We start from the raw sequence: 16,854 nt of genomic DNA, 5'->3' as shown, positions 1-16,854 counted from the left end.
CGGCGGGACCAGGGCCCCGCGATGTGCTGTCAGCCGCCTTCGGACGCGCCGTCCGGCAGCCCGTAGGCACCGGAGACCAGCTCGTAGGACCGGACCCGGAAGTCCGGGCCGTGCGAGTTCATGGCCGGCATCAGCTCGTCGGCGCCGGTCCTCTTGCACAGGTCGTCCAGGCCCGCCGTGACCTCGTCGGCCGTGCCGTACAGGGCGTTGTCGAGCCGGCCGCCGAGGACGGCCGTCTCCCGCTCGGTGAAGACGTGTGCCTCGGCCTCCTCCGGCGTCGGGATGAGCCCCGGCCGGCCGCTGCGCAGCCGTATGGTGGCGAGCGCGCCGGTGAGCGCCTGCCGCCGCGCCTCCCGGGCGTCGTCGGTCCGGCGGCGGTCCGGCGAAATCCCTGCCGGGTAGGCGAGTTGACCGGGATGGATCGTCCCGCGCGCCGACGACCGCGGCGGCCCCTCCTCCAGGACGGCCGCCGCGGCGCGCACCGGCCGTCAGTCGCGCCCGCGCAGCTCCCGGTACTTGGCGACCAGGGCCTTCGTCGACGCGTCCAGGCCCGGTACCTCCGCGCCCTCGGTCAGCGCCGGTTCCACGCGCTTGGCGAGGACCTTGCCGAGTTCGACGCCCCACTGGTCGAAGGAGTCGATGTTCCAGACCGCGCCCTGGGTGAACACCTTGTGCTCGTACAGGGCGACGAGCTGGCCGAGGACCGACGGGGTGAGTTCCCTGGCGAGGATCGTGGTCGTCGGGCGGTTGCCCTGGAAGGTCTTGTGCGGGACCAGTTCCTCGGCGACGCCCTCCGCGCGGACCTCCTCGGCGGTCTTGCCGAAGGCCAGCGCCTGCGTCTGGGCGAAGAAGTTCGCCATCAGCAGGTCGTGCTGCGCGCCGAGTTCACCGCTCAGCTCGGCGACCGGCTCGGCGAAGCCGATGAAGTCGGCCGGGATCAGCTTCGTGCCCTGGTGGATCAACTGGTAGTAGGCGTGCTGGCCGTTGGTGCCGGGCGTGCCCCAGACGATCGGGCCGGTGGTCCACTCGACCTCCTTGCCGTCCCGCGCCACGTACTTGCCGTTGGACTCCATGTCCAGCTGCTGCAGGTAGGCGGTGAACTTGGAGAGGTAGTGGCTGTACGGCAGCACCGCGTGCGACTGGGCGTCGTGGAAGTTGTCGTACCAGATGCCCAGCAGGCCGAGCAGGAGCGGGACGTTGGCCTCGGCGGGGGCGGTGCGGAAGTGCTCGTCGACCAGGTGGAAGCCGTCCAGCATCTCGCGGAAGCGGTCCGGGCCGATGGCGATCATCAGGGAGAGACCGATGGCGGAGTCGTAGGAGTAGCGGCCGCCGACCCAGTCCCAGAACTCGAACATGTTGGCCGTGTCGATACCGAAGTCGGCGACCTTCTCGGCGTTGGTGGAGAGGGCCACGAAGTGCTTGGCGACCGCTTCCTGACCGGCCTTCAGCTCGCCGAGCACCCAGTTGCGGGCCGAGGTGGCATTGGTGATCGTCTCGATGGTGGTGAACGTCTTGGAGGCGATGATGAAGAGGGTCTCCGCCGCGTCCAGGTCGCGGGTGGCCTCGTGCAGGTCGGCGCCGTCCACGTTGGAGACGAAGCGGACCGTGAGGTCGCGGTCGGTGAAGCTGCGCAGCACCTCGTAGGCCATCGCGGGGCCGAGGTCGGAGCCGCCGATGCCGATGTTGACGACGTTCCGGATGCGCCTGCCGGTGTGGCCGGTCCACTCGCCCGAGCGGACCCGGTCGGCGAAGGCGCCCATCTTGTCCAGGACCGCGTGCACCTGCGGCACCACGTTCTCGCCGTCGACCTCGACCACCGCGTCGCGCGGGGCGCGCAGCGCGGTGTGCAGCACCGCGCGCTGCTCCGTGATGTTGATCTTCTCGCCGCGGAACATGGCGTCCCGCAGCCCGAAGACGTCGGTGGCGGCGGCCAGCTCGCGCAGCAGCCGCAGCGTCTCGTCGTTGACCAGGTGCTTCGAGTAGTCGATGTGGAGATCGCCGACCTGGAGGGTGTAGCCCGTGCCGCGTCCCGGGTCGGCGGCGAACAGGTCCCGCAGATGAGTCTCGGCGAGCTCCTCCCGGTGCTTGGCGAGCGCGGTCCACTCGGGCGTCTGGTTGAGCCTGGTACGGCCGTCTGCGTTCATTCGGACTTCAGCCTTCTTCCTTGCACCTGTCCTGTTGCGTGCCTGCGCCGCTGCCGTTCCAACCTAGTTGATCAGCTCGGGGCACGGCCTGCCGTAGCGCTGTCCCGTGGCGCAACAACAGGTACGTCCGGCCGGCGCACCGGTATCAACGAGGTGACGGCCAGAGCGAACAGGGCGGCGGCGAGCAGCGCGGGCCCGTTCAGACCGTACGCCCCGGCGACCGCCCCGCCGAGGAGGGCGCCGAGTGGTGCTCCGGACGTCGAGGAGGTGCGGAAGGCGGCGGCGATCCGGCCGGTCATCGACTCGGGGGCGCGTTGCTGCATCAGCGTGACCTGGTTGACGTTCCACACCATGTTCATCGCGCCGAGCAGCAGCATGCCCGCGGCCAGGGCGCCGAGGTGCCGCACGGTGCCTATCAGGACCAGGGACGAGGTCTGGACGGTCCCGGCGACGAGCAGGGCCCGGACCCGGCCGGTGCGGCGGGCGATGCGCTGGGCGAGGAAGCCGCCGGCGATGCTGCCGGCCGAGTAGGCGGTCATGGCGGCCGCGTATCCGGCGGTGCCGGCGTGCAGCCAGCGGGTCACGTGCAGCACCAGGGTGGCGATCAGGGCGCCCATGCCGATGTTGCAGAGCAGGGTGGAGAGGCAGACCGCCCGCAGGGCCCGGTCCTGCCACAGGGCGCGCAGGCCCGCGCCGATCTCGGCGCGCAGGGTGCTGCCGGCCGGGCGTGGCGCCCGCTGCGGGGGCCGTGTCCGCAGGGAGGCGACCAGGGCGGCGGCCGCCAGATAGGTGCCCGCGTCGGCCGCGAAGGGCATGAACGCGCCGGCCGTGAGCAGCAGCGGCACCAGCGGGGCGCCGAGCAGGCCGCCGGCGATCTGCTGGCCGGTCATCAGCCGGGCGTTGGCCGTGCCCAGGGCCTGGCGGTCCACCAGGGAGGGCAACAGGGCCGTGGAGGCGTTGTCGAAGAGCGTCTGGAGCGTGGTCAGCGCGAAGGCCAGCAGGAGCAGCAGCGGGATCGAGGCGTGACCGAGCGCCACGGCGAGCGCGAAGGCGGCGACGAGCAGCCCCCGTACCGAGTCCACGGCCCACATCGCGCGCCGCTGGTCCACCCGGTCCGCGACGGCCCCGCCGAGCAGCCCGAACAGCAGCCACGGCACATAGCCGCAGGCGGTCACCGAGGCGATGGCGAGGGGGTCGTCGGTCAGGCGCGCGGCCAGCAGGGGCAGCGCGGACGTCCGCAACGCGTCCCCGAACCGGGAGACCACGGCGGCCGTCCACAGCCGTCCGAATCCCCCGCGCCACACCGGCGCCCGCTCCCCCACCGTCACCGCCGCCCCCTCACGATTCGTCGATACACAAACCGTAGAGGGCACCACTGACAACGGGCCCGGGGCCGGGCCGCGGAGACAACTCCGGCCAGGCGCCCTCGGGCACCCGGCCGACCTCAACTCCTAGATCTCGCCCCGCAGTTTGGCGAGCGCCTCGGCGAGGATCGCCTCGCCGTCCGCGTCGCTGCGCCGCTCCCGTACGTACGCGAGGTGCGTCTTGTACGGCTCGGTGCGCGGCGGGTCCGGCGGGTTGTCCCGGTCCTGACCGGCCGGGAAGCCACAGCGCGGGCAGTCCCAGGTCTCGGGCACCTGCGCGTCGCTGGCGAAGCTCGGCTGCGTCTCATGCCCGTTGGAGCACCAGAAGGAGATGCGCAGACGCGGCGCGGACTCGCCGCGCTCGGCCTCGCCCATCGGCCCCGCCCCGACCCGGCTACCTCGGATCGCGTTGCCACTTGCCACGGTCGTAACTCCCTGCGTGATGGTGCCGCGAAGCGAGTCGGCGTGTCGCTTCGTTGCGAGCGCCTCAGTCTACGTAAGGCCCAACGCGCGTCCAGTGGTGGGAGTTACCGCCTCCGCACCTAGACGCAAGCCCCATGATAGGCCGCGCTCAGGTGCGCGTACCGAACATGGGGCCTTACGTGCGGAATGTGCGTGTGTGCGAGTCGCGGCTCAGCTGTTCGTCTTCATCAGCATGCCGAGGACGATGATGCACGCGAACCACAGCAGACCGATCACCAGGGTGATCCGGTCCAGGTTCCGCTCGGCGACCGAGGAGCCGCCCACGGAGGACTGCATGCCGCCACCGAACATGTCGGAGAGACCGCCGCCCTTGCCCTTGTGCATCAGCACCAGCAGCATCAGCAGCAGGCTGAAGACGATCAGGGCGATCGAGAACCCCAAAACCACGGCTGGACCAACTTCCTCGGATACGGATGGACTGCGGGGCCGGAGACTGTTTGAGGCTTCACGCTCCTGACGACAAACAGCCTCGGCCCCGCAAGGGTACGACGGATCGCCGCTACCGCCTACTCACGGTCTGCTCACTGATCGCGGAAGCGCACGATCTTGACGAATTCGTCGGCGTCCAGCGAGGCACCGCCCACCAGGGCGCCGTCGATGTCGGCCTGCGCCATGATCTCGGCCACGTTGCCGGCCTTGACGGAGCCGCCGTACTGGATGCGGACCTGGTCGGCCAGCTCCTGGCTGTACAGCTCGGCGAGCTTGGCGCGGATCGCGGCGCAGACCTCCTGGGCGTCCGCCGCGCCGCAGACCTTGCCGGTCCCGATGGCCCACACGGGCTCGTAGGCGATGACGATCGTCTCCGCCTGCTCGGCCGTGACGTCCTTCAGACCGCCCTCGACCTGGGTGAGGGTGTGGGAGACGTGGTTGCCCGCCTCGCGGACGTCCAGCTCCTCGCCGACGCACAGGATCGGGGTCAGACCGTGCTTGTAGGCGGCCTTGACCTTGCCGTTCACGACGGCGTCGGTCTCGTTGTGGTACTGGCGGCGCTCGGAGTGGCCGATGACCACGTACGTGCACTTCAGCTTGGCCAGCATCGGGCCCGAGATCTCGCCGGTGTAGGCCCCGGAGTCGTGCGCCGAGAGGTCCTGGGCGCCGTACTTGATCTTGAGCTTGTCGCCGTCGACCAGGGTCTGCACGGAGCGCAGGTCGGTGAAGGGCGGCAGGACGGTGACCTCGACGGCCTCGTAGTCCTTGTCGGCCAGGGCGAAGGCGAGCTTCTGGACGTGCGCGATGGCCTCGAGGTGGTTGAGGTTCATCTTCCAGTTACCCGCCATGATCGGCGTGCGAGTGGTCATGCGGGGTCAGTCCTCCAGTGCGGCGAGGCCGGGGAGCGTCTTGCCCTCGAGGTATTCGAGGGAGGCGCCGCCACCGGTCGAGATGTGTCCGAACGCGTTCTCGTCGAAGCCGAGGATGCGCACGGCGGCGGCGGAGTCACCGCCACCGACGACGGTGAAGCCCTTCGAGTCGACGAGGGCCTGGGCGACCACGCGGGTGCCCTCGGCGTAGTCGGGGTGCTCGAAGACGCCCATGGGGCCGTTCCAGAAGACGGTGGCGGCGTCGGCGAGCTTCGAGGCGTACAGCTTGCGGGTCTCCGGGCCGATGTCCAGGCCCATCTGGCCGGCTGGCATGGCGTCCGCGGCGACCGTGCTCGGGTTGGCCGGGGCCTTGCCGGACAGGTCCGGGAACGCGGGGGCGACCAGGGTGTCCACCGGCAGGACGAGCTCGACGCCGGTCTTCTCGGCGCGCTCGATGTACTCGGTGACGGCCGCGAGCTGGTCCTCCTGGAGGAGGGAGCTGCCGACCTCGTACCCCTTGGCCTTGAGGAAGGTATAGACCATGCCGCCGCCGACGAGGATGCGGTCGGCCTTGCCGAGCAGCTGGTCGATCACGGCGAGCTTGTCGGAGACCTTGGCGCCGCCGAGCACGACGACGTAGGGCCGCTGGACGTCCTCGGTGAGCTTCTTCAGGACGCCGACCTCGGTGGCGATCAGGTAGCCGGCGTAGTGCGGCAGCCGGGCCGGGAGGTCGTAGACGGAGGCGTGCTTGCGGTGCACGGCGCCGAAGCCGTCGCCGACGTAGACGTCCGCGAGGGCGGCCAGCTGGTCGGCGAACTCGCCGCGCTCGGTCTCGTCCTTGGCGGTCTCACCGGCGTTGAAGCGAAGGTTCTCGATGACCGCGACCTGGCCGGGCTGCAGGCCGTTCACGGCGTCGTGGGCGGCGGGGCCGACGGTGTCCTGGGCGAACGCGATCGGGGCGTCGAGCAGTTCACCGAGCCGCTCGGCGGCCTGGAGCAGGGAGAACTGCGTGTCCGCGGCGCTCTTGGGGCGGCCCAGGTGGGAGGCGACGACCACCTTGGCGCCCGCGTCGGCGAGGGCCTTGACGGTGGGCAGGACGGCGCGGATGCGGCCGTCGTCGGTGATGAGGCCGTCGGCCATCGGCACGTTGAGGTCGGCACGGACGAAGACCCGCTTGCCGTCGACCCCTTCGGCGAGGAGTTCGTCGATCGTCTTCATGTGTTGGGGACTCCTACAGGAGGGCTCTTGATCGTACGAGGACGGATCGAACCGTAGACGGGCGGGTCGATCCTTACGTGCGTCAGGGCTCGGGCGGCGCGACCGTGCGCTGCCCGAGCCCTGCTACCGCATCGAGGTGCCTGCTCGGCCGATCAGAGCTGGTCGCCGACGAAGACCGTGAGGTCGACGAGGCGGTTGGAGTAGCCCCACTCGTTGTCGTACCAGCCGAGGATCTTCACCGTGTTGCCCTCCTGGACCATGGTCAGGGAGGAGTCGAAGGTGCAGGAGGCCGGGTCGCCGACGATGTCCGAGGAGACGATCGGGTCCTCGGTGTACGCGAGGTAGCCCTTCAGGTCGCCGTCGTCGGCGGCCTTCTTGAACGCGGCGTTGACCTCGTCCTTGGTGACCTCGCGCTGGAGCGTCACGACCAGGTCGGTGGCGGAGCCGGTCGGGACCGGGACGCGCATGGCGATGCCGTCCAGCTTGCCCTTGAGCTGCGGGAGGACCAGCGCGGTGGCCTTGGCGGCACCCGTGGTGGTCGGGATGATGTTCTCGGCGGCGGCCCGCGCGCGGCGCAGGTCCGAGTGCGGGAAGTCCAGGATGCGCTGGTCGTTGGTGTACGCGTGGACCGTCGTCATCAGGCCCTTGACGATGCCGAAGTTCTCGTCGAGGACCTTGGCCATCGGCGCCACACAGTTGGTGGTGCAGGAGGCGTTGGAGATGACGTGGTGGTTGGCCGCGTCGTACTTGTCCTGGTTGACGCCCATCACGATAGTGATGTCCTCGTCCTTGGCCGGAGCCGAGATGAGGACCTTCTTGGCGCCGCCGGCGATGTGCTTCGCGGCGTCGGCCTTCTTGGTGAAGATGCCGGTCGACTCGATGACGATGTCGACGCCCAGCTCGCCCCACGGGATGTCGGCGGGGTTGCGCTCGGACAGCACCTTGATGGTGTGACCGTCGACGGTGATCGTGTCGGCGGTGTGCGTCACCTCGGCCTTGAGGCGGCCGAGGATCGTGTCGTACTTCAGCAGGTGCGCGGTGGTCGCGGTGTCACCCAGGTCGTTGACAGCCACGATCTCGATGTCAGCGCCCTGCTCCAGCAGCGCGCGGAAGTAGTTGCGACCGATACGACCGAAGCCGTTGATGCCTACGCGGATCGTCACGAACCGATCTCCTCGTTGGTACGCCGGCCATGCGGTGCCGGCGAGCTGTATTTGGGATGTCCCCGACCACCCACGACCCTACCTCCCTGAGGCTCCCGTGGTGACATCCAGATGCCCCATACACGGCGAGGCGGTCCGTACCCGCCAGTAGGGGTACGGACCGTCTCGGATCGGGGGTCGCATCGCCCCGTTTTGTCAGGGAATGCCGACCCGTTTTTACGGCTCTTTCACTCGTTCGTGAGCGGGTCGGCTCACTTGTCGAGTACCGTCGGGGTCAGTTGTCGAGTGCTGTCAACGCCTTCTTCACCAGAGCGGCACGATCGGCGGCGGAGGTGACCTGTTCCAGGCCGAAACCGAGCAGCACGGTGCGGTCGGTGGTGACCGCTCCGTACGTCTTGAACAACGCCCCGGTGCGCTCCCAGTCCTTGAGGACGGCCGGGCTGCCCGCGGGCGGTCCGGCGACGCTCCAGGAACCGAGCGAGGTCTCGAAGCCCTCGGTCTCGGTGGCCGCGCCGCCGACCACGAGCGAGGCGTCGTCGACGAGGACACCGTGGCCGCCGCTGCTCGGGTCGGTGATGTAGGAGAGGGACAGCTCGACGGACCTGCCCGCGTAGGCGCTCAGGTCGAAGCTCACCGACTGCCAGCCCGCGGAGCTTCCGGTGAGGCTGTGCCAGGAGCCGCTGGTGCCGGACGAGGTGCACTGGTTGTTGTCGATGGTCAGGTAGTGCTTGAGCCAGGGGTGCTCGGCGATCAGGAAGCCGGCCCCGCACTCGGACGGTACGGCGTCGGTGGTGGCACCGCCCTTCTCGGGCAGCGTGGTCCAGTCGTCGGAGCCGACGACGTGCGCCTCGACGACCGCGTGGTCGTAGCCCGGCTCGGTGTCCCAGAGCAGCTTGGTGCTGAAGGCCGGCTGCTGGGACGCGGTGACACCGGTGAGGTCGATGGTGCGGGTGAGGCGCTTGTAGGAGTCGTCGGTGTGCACCGCTGCGGCCATGTACGACCCGGAGTACGGCCCGTACGGGTTGACGGTCCCGGCGAACTGGCCCGCGCCCGCGCTGGCGAACTGGGGGTAGGTGGCGGTGGAGAGCTCGTCGGAGGTGACGGCGTAGGTGCCGGCCTTGTCGAGCGGGTTGGCGGAGGTACCGCTCAGGGCTCCGGTGAAGCCGTCCAGCGTGCCGGAGCCGGTGAAGCCGGTGGCCCCGGGAGTGGACGTACGGGAGTAGGCGCCCAGGTAGTACTGGCTGAAGTCGTTGGAGGGGGTGCCGTCGCCGAGGTTCACGCTGCCGCCGGCCAGCTCGCCCGCCTCGATCAGCTTGCCGCCCTCGTTGAGGTAGGCGCGCAGTTGGAGCTGGGTGTCGTTGCCGGGGCCGCTGGTGCCCGAGTAGTGGACGACGTTCTTGAAGTGCTTCAGCACGCCGAGCGCGTCGGGCGCGCCCTGGGTGGCGACGTCCCAGACGACGGCCTTGTGCCCGGCCGCCTTCAGCGCGTCGACGTAGGTCTGCGCCTGGGTGGCCTTGGCGCCCTCCTCGGCGACCACCAGGGTGTCCGCCTTGGCCCGCTCGGCGACGGTGTACGTGAAGTGCGCGCTGGAGACCTTCTTGCCGCCCTTGGCCTCACCGGTGAACCACACCTCGACCTTGTCGCCCGGTGCGCCGTCCTTCACCTTGGCCCGGTACTGGTCGAAGTAGAGGTTGTCCGCACCGCCGTAGGTCTCGCCGCCCCGCCAGGGCCGCAGCGCCGTCTCGTGGGTACGGCCGCCGTTGACGCGGTACTTGAGCTCCTTGTCCCGGACCGCCTTGCGGACGACGACGGAGACCTCCTGGTCGGCGCCGCGCGCGTACGACGTGGAGAACGTGGCCGGGGTGAAGTCGGCGGCGCTCAGGCCGACCGAGGAGACCGGCCGGTCGGGGTGGGCGGCGGTCTCGGCGACGGAGAGCGCGAACGGGATGTTCTTCGCGAACTCGTCCTGGATCAGCGTCTCGTCGTCGGGGAAGTTGAAGACCGACTGGCAGTCGGCTGCCTTCCAGGCGTCGTTCGGGTCGATGTCCGACGCGGTCTGGCAGGTCGACATCTCCGGGGTGAACATCGCCATGCCGTTGACGTTCGACGCGTGGCCGTCCGCCTCGCCGTTGGTGGTGTAGAGCTCCGAGGAGACCTGCGGGTGGTAACCGGGGACCGCCGAGTTGTCGGGCGTGCCGGCGAGCGCCTTGTAGAGGACGTCGTCCGGGGTCGGGGTGGCCACCTGCCAGCCGACGCCGTAGAGGAGGAGTTCGGCGGCGGAGTGGTAGTTGATGCCGTACGTGAACCCGACCCGCTTCTCGAAGGAGTCGAGCGCCTTGGTCTCGGGCTCGGACTCGGGGCTCGCGCCGCGGTAGGTCTCGCTGGTGGGGTTGGGGGACGAGCCCTCGTCGTCGTAGCCCCACTTGTAACCGAAGTTGCGGTTGAGGTCGACGCCGTCACCCGTGCTGATGACACCGTCGCCGTTGACGTCCCGCAGGTTCTTGCGCCACAGCCGGGTGTCGGAGTTCTGGAAGGTGTAGTCGTAGCCGTCGGGGTTGGCGGACAGCACGAACCACAGTTCGGTCGAGTCGACGATCTTCTTGATGCGTTTGTCGGTGCGGTAGTTGTCCAGGTAGTAGTGCATCAGCCGGCGGGTCATCTCCGGCGTGATCCACTCGCGCGCGTGCTGGTTGGACACGTACAGCACGGAGGGCTTGGAGCCGTCCTTCGACTTCTTCGCGCCCTTGGTCAGTTTGAGCGCGAGGATGTCCTGGCCGTTGATCGTCTTGCCGATGGACTCGACCTTGGTGAGGCCGGGGTTGGCCTGCGCGGTCGCGAGGATCTCCTGTTCGAGCCCGCCGGTGCCGCTGTACGGGCGGAACACACCCTGGGAGGCGTCCTCGACGCGGGTCTCCGCCTTGGCCGAGAGTGTGTGCTCGGTGAGGTCGACGCCCTGCTTCTCCAGCTTCTGCGCCTGCTGGTCGGTGAGGTACAGCTCGACTTCCGTCTTCCCGGATCCGGTGACCTGGTCGCCGAGTTCGTGGCCGTCCTGCCCGGCCTTGAGCAACAACGGAATCTGCTGCTTGGTGACGTCCGCGCGGAAGACCTTGACCTCGTCGGGGTCGGGCTTCGGCGCCGCGCCGGTCTGTGCCTGGGCCACGGGTGCGAGCGCCGCTCCGCCGATCAGGAGCGCGCCGACAGCGAGGATCGATCTCGCTCTGTGTCTCATGAACCCCCCTAGCAGTGGTCCGCCCCGGCGGCGAACTCATGCCAGGCTCATGACACTCCTTGATCGAGTCAAGGGCGACTCACAGACAGCTCATGAGTAATTCACGGACTTGCAAACGCCGGTGCCGACGACCCCCGATCGGCCGTCGGCACCGGTGAGGTGACGACGGGTCAGCCGACGAGGTTGTCCGCCAGCTCCTCGGAGAGGTTGGCCTCGGTGCCCGGGATGCCCAGGTCGGACGCGCGCTTGTCGGCCATCGCGAGCAGACGGCGGATCCGGCCCGCGACCGCGTCCTTCGTCAGCGGCGGGTCGGCGAGCGCGCCCAGCTCCTCCAGGGAGGCCTGCTTGTGCTCCATGCGCAGCCGGCCGGCCGCCGCGAGGTGCTCGGGAACCTCGTCCGCGAGGATCTCCAGAGCCCGCTGCACCCGCGCGCCGGCCGCCACGGCGGCCCGGGCGGAACGGCGCAGGTTGGCGTCGTCGAAGTTGGCGAGGCGGTTCGCGGTGGCCCGGACCTCGCGCCGCATCCGGCGCTCCTCCCAGGCGAGCACCGACTCGTGCGCGCCGAGCCGGGTCAGCAGCGCGCCGATCGCGTCACCGTCACGGACGACCACCCGGTCCACGCCGCGCACCTCACGGGCCTTCGCGGCGATGGACAGCCGGCGGGCCGCGCCGACCAGGGCGAGGGCGGCCTCGGGGCCCGGGCAGGTCACCTCCAGGGAGGACGAACGGCCGGGCTCGGTCAGCGAGCCGTGCGCCAGGAACGCGCCGCGCCAGGCCGCCTCCGCGTCGCAGGTGGCGCCGGAGACCACCTGCGGGGGCAGCCCGCGGATCGGGCGGCCCCGGCCGTCCACGAGCCCGGTCTGGCGGGCGAGCTGGTCACCGCCCGCGACCACCCGCACCACATAGCGGGAGCCGCGGCGCAGCCCGCCGGGTGCCATCACGATCAGCTCGGAGCTGTGGCCGAAGATCTCCAGGATGTCCCGCTTGAGGCGCCGGGCCGCCATCGCGGTGTCCAGCTCCGCCTCGATCACGATGCGCCCGCTCACCAGGTGGAGGCCGCCCGCGAACCGCAGGATGGCGGAGACCTCCGCCTTCCGGCAGCAGGTCCGGGTGACGGGTAGCCGGGAGATCTCGTCCTTCACCGCTGCCGTCATCGCCATGGGCCGATCCTTCCATGCATCCGAAAAATACGGTCGTACGCGGCGGCCAACAGCTCCGGATCATGCCGGGGTGAACCGTCGGTCCGGGCCACGGGGGCCAGCTCGACCGCGGCTCCGAGCCGCTTGGCGGCCTCGGTGAGCGAGTCGCGGTCGGGCACGGCGGCCTCGTCGGCCAGCACCACGTCCAGGGCGAGTTTAGGGGCGTGTCGCCCCAAAACCTCCAAATGACGCTGCGGGGAGAAGCCCTCTGTTTCTCCGGGCTGCGGTGCCAGGTTCAAGGAGAGAACCTTACGGGCCTTCGTCTCGGTGAGCGCGTCGATCAGATCGGGGACCAGCAGGTGCGGGATCACCGAGGAGAACCACGACCCGGGGCCGAGCACCACCCAGTCCGCGTCCTGCACCGCCGCGACGGCCTCCGGCACGGCCGGCGGGTCGTGCGGCACCAGGTGCACCGACTGCACCTCGCCCGGGGTGAGCGCCACCGTGGCCTGCCCCCGGACGATGTCCACCTCGTCCGGACGCTCCGGGTCGTGCCCCTTGACCAGGGCCTGCAGCTCCAGCGGCACGGCGGACATGGGCAGCACCCGCCCGTGCGCGCCGAGCAGCTTGCCGACCAGGTCCAGGGCCTGGACATGATCGCCGAGCTGCTCCCACAGGGCGACGATCAGCAGATTGCCGACCGCGTGCTCGTGCAGGTCGCCCTTGGACTGGAAACGGTGCTGGATGACCCGGGCCCAGGTCTGGCCCCAGTCGTCGTCCCCGCACAGCGCGGCCAGGGCCTTGCGCAGATCACCGGGCGGCAGCACACCCAGCTCGTCACGGAGGCGGCCGCTGGAGCCGCCGTCGTCGGCCACGGTGACGACGGCGGTGAGGTCGCCGGTGATCCGGCGCAGGGCGGCGAGCGAGGCGGACAGGCCCATGCCGCCGCCGAGGGCGACCACCTTGGGCTGGGCGCCGCGGCGACGCGGCCGGGCACCGCGGGGCTCGACAGGACGGCCGGCGAGGCTCTCGGGCGCCATCCGGCGCAGCCTGCTCAGCCGTGGAGTGCGGTCGGTCACTCGCGCCCCATGTCCCGGTGCACGACTACGGTCTCCACTCCCTCGGCGGCCAGGCGGGCGGCGAGCTTCTCGGACACGGCGACGGAGCGGTGCTTGCCGCCCGTGCAGCCGATGGCGATGGTCACATACCGCTTGCCCTCACGCCGGTACCCGGTCGCGATCAGCCGCAACAGCTCGGCGTACCGGTCGAGGAACTCCTTGGCGCCCGGCTGGTTGAAGACGTACGCCGACACCTCCTCGTTCAGGCCGGTGTACGGGCGCAGCTCCGGCACCCAGTGCGGGTTGGGCAGGAACCGCATGTCGGCGACCAGGTCGGCGTCGACCGGCAGGCCGTACTTGAACCCGAACGACATCACGGTCGCCCGCAGCTCCGGCTCCTCCTCGCCGGCGAACTGGGCGTCCATCTTCGCGCGCAGCTCGTGCACGTTCAGGCTGGAGGTGTCGATCACCAGGTCGGCGTCGCCGCGGAGCTCGCGCAGCAGCTCCCGCTCGGCGGCGATGCCGTCGACGATCCGGCCGTCGCCCTGCAGCGGGTGCGGGCGGCGCACCGACTCGAAGCGGCGGACCAGGGCGTCGTCGGAGGACTCCAGGAACACGATCCGGCGGGTGACGCCCCGGCCGTCCAGGTCGGCGAGGGACTCGCGCAGGTTGTCGAAGAAGCGCCGGCCGCGCACGTCGACGACGACCGCGATCCGCGCCACGTTGCCCTGGGAGCGGGCGCCCAGCTCGACCATGGTGGGGATGAGGGCCGGCGGGAGGTTGTCCACGACGAACCAGCCGAGGTCCTCCAGACACTTGGCCGCCGTCGAACGGCCGGCCCCCGACATGCCGGAGATGATCACCAGCTCGGGGATGGCCGCCTCGGGGGCCACGGCCCCAGTGGCATCCGTACTCACTTCTTCTGCTCCGTTTTCCTGGACCGCTACCGCTTCCTGCGGCTGATCCTGACCCGCCTCGTTGTGCGTTTCCTGGGGCTCGCCCCGTGTTTCGCCAACCGCCGGATCTCGCTGTGCTGTGGGCTGTGTCTCGTGCTCGGTCATCTCTCCTGCCCCCGTCGATCGTCCGGGGCACCCGCGGGTACGGGCTCCCCCGAGGCGTCCGCCGTCGTCTCGGGCGCCTCGTCTTCCCTGTCATCCATGATCTCTCCAGTGGCCGTGTTCACGGCGGGAGCGGCCGGGGCCGCCTGGGCAAGGGCCACGGCGATGGTCTCGGCCGTCTTGCGGCCTATCCCGGGCACTTCCTGGATCTGCTCGATTGTGGCGGACCGCAGCTTCTTCACCGAGCCGAAATGCTTGATCAGCGCCTGTTTGCGAGTCTCGCCGAGGCCCGGCACGTCGTCCAGGGGGCTGGAACGGAAGCGCTTGGCCCGCTTGGTGCGCTGGTAGGTGATGGCGAAGCGGTGCGCCTCGTCACGGACCCGCTGGAGCAGGTACAGCCCCTCGCTGCTCCGGGGCAGCACCACCGGGTCGTCGTCCTCGGGCAGCCAGACCTCCTCCAGACGCTTGGCGAGACCACAGACGGCGATGTCGTCGATCCCGAGTTCGTCGAGCGCCCGTTTGGCGGCGGCGACCTGGGGCTGGCCGCCGTCGACCACCACGAGCTGGGGCGGATAGGCGAACTTCTTGGGACGGCCCTCGTCGTCCTTGAAACCGCCGGCCGTACCGCCGTCGGTGTCGGTGTCGGTACCGGCGTCCGTGAGGACAGTGGTGTCCGTGAGGGCATCTTCGGTGCCCTCCTCCACCCACTCGCCGGTCTTCTCCTTCTCGGCGAGGTAGCGGCGGAAGCGGCGGGTGATCACCTCGTGCATGGAGCGCACGTCGTCCTGGCCGGCGAAGCCCTTGATCTGGAAGCGGCGGTACTCGCTCTTGCGCTGCAGTCCGTCCTCGAAGACGACCATGGAGGCCACCACGTCGTCGCCCTGCAGGTGCGAGATGTCGTAGCACTCGATGCGCAGCGGGGCGCTGTCCAGGTCCAGGGCGTCGGAGATCTCCTCCAGGGCCCGCGAGCGGGTGGTGAGGTCGGAGGCGCGCTTGGTCTTGTGCAGGGCGAGCGCCTGCTGGGCGTTGCGCTGCACGGTCTCCATCAGGGCCTTCTTGTCGCCGCGCTGCGGGATGCGCAGCGAGACGTTCGACCCGCGGCGGCCGGTGAGCCACTCCTGGACCGGCTCGACCGGGTCGGGCAGGGCCGGGACCAGCACCTCCTTGGGCACCGCGTCGCCGGTCTCCTCGCCGTACAGCTGCTGGAGCGCGTGTTCGACCAGCGCCGCGGTGGTGACGTCCTCCACCTTGTCCGTGACCCAGCCGCGCTGGCCGCGCACCCGTCCGCCGCGCACATGGAAGATCTGGACGGCCGCCTCCAGCTCGTCCTCCGCGACGGCGATGAGGTCGGCGTCGGTCGCGTCGGCGAGCACGACCGCGTTCTTCTCCATGGCCTTCTTCAGGGCCTCGATGTCGTCGCGCAGCCGGGCGGCCCGCTCGTACTCCATCTCCTCGGCGGCGTCCTTCATCCCCTGTTCAAGCCGGCGGAGGTAGGTGCCGGTACGGCCGGCCATGAAGTCGCAGAACTCCTCGGCCAGTTCGCGATGGTCCGCCGGCTCGATCCGGCCGACGCAGGGGGCCGAGCACTTGCCGATGTAGCCGAGCAGACAGGGGCGGCCGGTGCGGGTGGCGTTCTTGAACACCCCGGCGGAGCAGGTGCGCACCGGGAACACGCGCAGCAGCAGGTCGACGGTGTCCCGGATGGCCCACGCGTGGCCGTACGGCCCGAAGTAGCGGACACCCTTCTTCTTGTGACCGCGCATCACCTGGACCCGCGGGAACTCCTCGTTCATCGTCACCGCGAGGTACGGGTAGCTCTTGTCGTCGCGGTACTTGACGTTGAACCGGGGGTCGTACTCCTTGATCCAGGAGTACTCCAGCTGGAGGGCCTCGACCTCGGTGGACACCACGGTCCACTCCACGGACGCGGCGGTGGTGACCATCGTCCGGGTGCGCGGGTGCAGGCTCGCCAGGTCCTGGAAGTAGTTCGCCAGGCGCTGGCGCAGGCTCTTCGCCTTCCCGACGTAGATCACCCGGCGGTGCTCGTCACGGAACCTGTACACCCCGGGAGAGTCCGGGATCTGTCCCGGCTTGGGGCGGTAGCTGGAGGGGTCGGCCATGTCTCACACCCTACTGGCGAGCGCCGACACCGCGACGAGCCTGTGGACAACCCTCGACGGGGCGGGCGGGGCGAACCGGGCGAGGCGAGGGTCCCGGACGGGCTGGGCGGACCGGACGGCGGGGTGGACGGCGATGTGGACGGCGATGCGGAGAAGGCTCCCCCGCCATCCGGGGAGGTCGGAGGCTGAGGCTGGGGTCGGGACCAGTGACACCTGCCGCTCCGGGCGAGGCCGCCGGGCCGCCGGGCCTGCGGGCCGCCTGGACGGCGGATCCGGAAATCGGCCACCTCGGTGACGATCCGGACCGGTGCGGCGCGCCATCCGCGCAGGCCGGGTCCACGGCCGCGGTGGAGCCCTCGGCCCGATCCCGGTGGGTTCCGCGCGGCCTCCTCTCCGAATCGGCACACTTCGCACGACCGATCCCGGGCATCCGGGGCAATCACGCCCCTGCCGCACCCGCCCGGTCCCGCCGGTGGCGGGGGCACGCCTCGGCCAGGCGGGTGCCCTCGGCCGGACGAAGGTGTTGTCGGGGATTGGTCAACACGCTTCAATGCGGGGGAACTCGGGGCCGTGAGCCACG

General features: G+C 70.3%; 12 protein-coding genes and 1 pseudogene. All 13 read right to left on the bottom strand.

Annotated features, from left to right (window positions below; genetic code table 11):
- Positions 1-29: 29 nt before the first annotated feature.
- A pseudogene (locus tag ACGFZS_RS05235) lies at positions 30-365 on the bottom strand (alkanal monooxygenase); the annotation flags it as partial.
- Between the two features lie 123 nt (positions 366-488).
- Positions 489-2,144, bottom strand: coding sequence for a glucose-6-phosphate isomerase (gene pgi / locus ACGFZS_RS05230; RefSeq protein WP_393793930.1), 1,656 nt, complete (start codon positions 2,142-2,144; stop codon positions 489-491).
- A gap of 71 nt (positions 2,145-2,215) precedes the next feature.
- Positions 2,216-3,409: an MFS transporter gene (locus ACGFZS_RS05225; protein ID WP_393794126.1), complete on the bottom strand. Its 1,194-nt coding sequence runs from the start codon at positions 3,407-3,409 to the stop codon at positions 2,216-2,218.
- Between the two features lie 186 nt (positions 3,410-3,595).
- Positions 3,596-3,931, bottom strand: a complete 336-nt coding sequence (locus ACGFZS_RS05220; RefSeq protein ID WP_003976875.1) for an RNA polymerase-binding protein RbpA — start codon at positions 3,929-3,931, stop codon at positions 3,596-3,598.
- Positions 3,932-4,141: 210 nt separating this feature from the next.
- On the bottom strand, positions 4,142-4,372 hold the full coding sequence (secG, locus tag ACGFZS_RS05215; RefSeq protein ID WP_352224631.1) for a preprotein translocase subunit SecG: 231 nt from the start codon (positions 4,370-4,372) through the stop codon (positions 4,142-4,144).
- A 140-nt stretch (positions 4,373-4,512) separates the two neighbouring features.
- Positions 4,513-5,289: a triose-phosphate isomerase gene (gene tpiA / locus ACGFZS_RS05210; protein WP_359222121.1), complete on the bottom strand. Its 777-nt coding sequence runs from the start codon at positions 5,287-5,289 to the stop codon at positions 4,513-4,515.
- A 6-nt stretch (positions 5,290-5,295) separates the two neighbouring features.
- Positions 5,296-6,507, bottom strand: a complete 1,212-nt coding sequence (locus ACGFZS_RS05205; RefSeq protein WP_393793929.1) for a phosphoglycerate kinase — start codon at positions 6,505-6,507, stop codon at positions 5,296-5,298.
- A 152-nt stretch (positions 6,508-6,659) separates the two neighbouring features.
- Positions 6,660-7,670, bottom strand: coding sequence for a type I glyceraldehyde-3-phosphate dehydrogenase (gap, locus tag ACGFZS_RS05200; RefSeq protein WP_365680629.1), 1,011 nt, complete (start codon positions 7,668-7,670; stop codon positions 6,660-6,662).
- 274 nt (positions 7,671-7,944) lie between these two features.
- Positions 7,945-10,899, bottom strand: coding sequence for a M14 family zinc carboxypeptidase (locus tag ACGFZS_RS05195; protein WP_393793928.1), 2,955 nt, complete (start codon positions 10,897-10,899; stop codon positions 7,945-7,947).
- Between the two features lie 170 nt (positions 10,900-11,069).
- Positions 11,070-12,059 carry a DNA-binding protein WhiA gene (whiA, locus tag ACGFZS_RS05190; protein ID WP_030791337.1) on the bottom strand — a complete coding sequence of 330 codons (990 nt, stop codon included), beginning with the start codon at positions 12,057-12,059 and terminating at the stop codon, positions 11,070-11,072.
- Complete coding sequence (gene yvcK, locus ACGFZS_RS05185) at positions 12,050-13,117, bottom strand: uridine diphosphate-N-acetylglucosamine-binding protein YvcK (RefSeq protein WP_355715338.1); 1,068 nt, start codon at positions 13,115-13,117, stop codon at positions 12,050-12,052. The genes whiA and yvcK overlap by 10 nt, the downstream gene beginning before the upstream one ends.
- Entirely contained in the window at positions 13,114-14,157 is a 1,044-nt protein-coding gene (gene rapZ, locus ACGFZS_RS05180) for an RNase adapter RapZ (protein ID WP_393793927.1), read from the bottom strand. The genes yvcK and rapZ overlap by 4 nt, the downstream gene beginning before the upstream one ends.
- A complete protein-coding gene (gene uvrC, locus ACGFZS_RS05175; protein ID WP_393793926.1) occupies positions 14,154-16,274 on the bottom strand; it encodes an excinuclease ABC subunit UvrC in 2,121 nt (706 codons plus the stop codon). Before uvrC ends, rapZ begins: the two co-directional genes overlap by 4 nt.
- Positions 16,275-16,854 lie beyond the last annotated feature (580 nt).

It is taken from the genome of Streptomyces sp. NPDC048288 (assembly GCF_043201555.1).
GTDB lineage: Bacteria > Actinomycetota > Actinomycetes > Streptomycetales > Streptomycetaceae > Streptomyces.
The sequence above is the reverse complement of the archived record's forward strand: the minus strand, read 5'-3'. Positions and strand labels throughout refer to the sequence as shown.

Coding starts and splice junctions, on each gene's coding strand:
- whiA (WP_030791337.1), bottom strand. CDS start 12,059: ATGGCGATGACGGCAGCGGTGAAGGACGAGATCTCCCGGCTACCCGTC.
- uvrC (WP_393793926.1), bottom strand. CDS start 16,274: ATGGCCGACCCCTCCAGCTACCGCCCCAAGCCGGGACAGATCCCGGAC.
- tpiA (WP_359222121.1), bottom strand. CDS start 5,289: ATGACCACTCGCACGCCGATCATGGCGGGTAACTGGAAGATGAACCTC.
- ACGFZS_RS05205 (WP_393793929.1), bottom strand. CDS start 6,507: ATGAAGACGATCGACGAACTCCTCGCCGAAGGGGTCGACGGCAAGCGG.
- rapZ (WP_393793927.1), bottom strand. CDS start 14,157: ATGACCGAGCACGAGACACAGCCCACAGCACAGCGAGATCCGGCGGTT.
- pgi (WP_393793930.1), bottom strand. CDS start 2,144: ATGAACGCAGACGGCCGTACCAGGCTCAACCAGACGCCCGAGTGGACC.
- ACGFZS_RS05195 (WP_393793928.1), bottom strand. CDS start 10,899: ATGAGACACAGAGCGAGATCGATCCTCGCTGTCGGCGCGCTCCTGATC.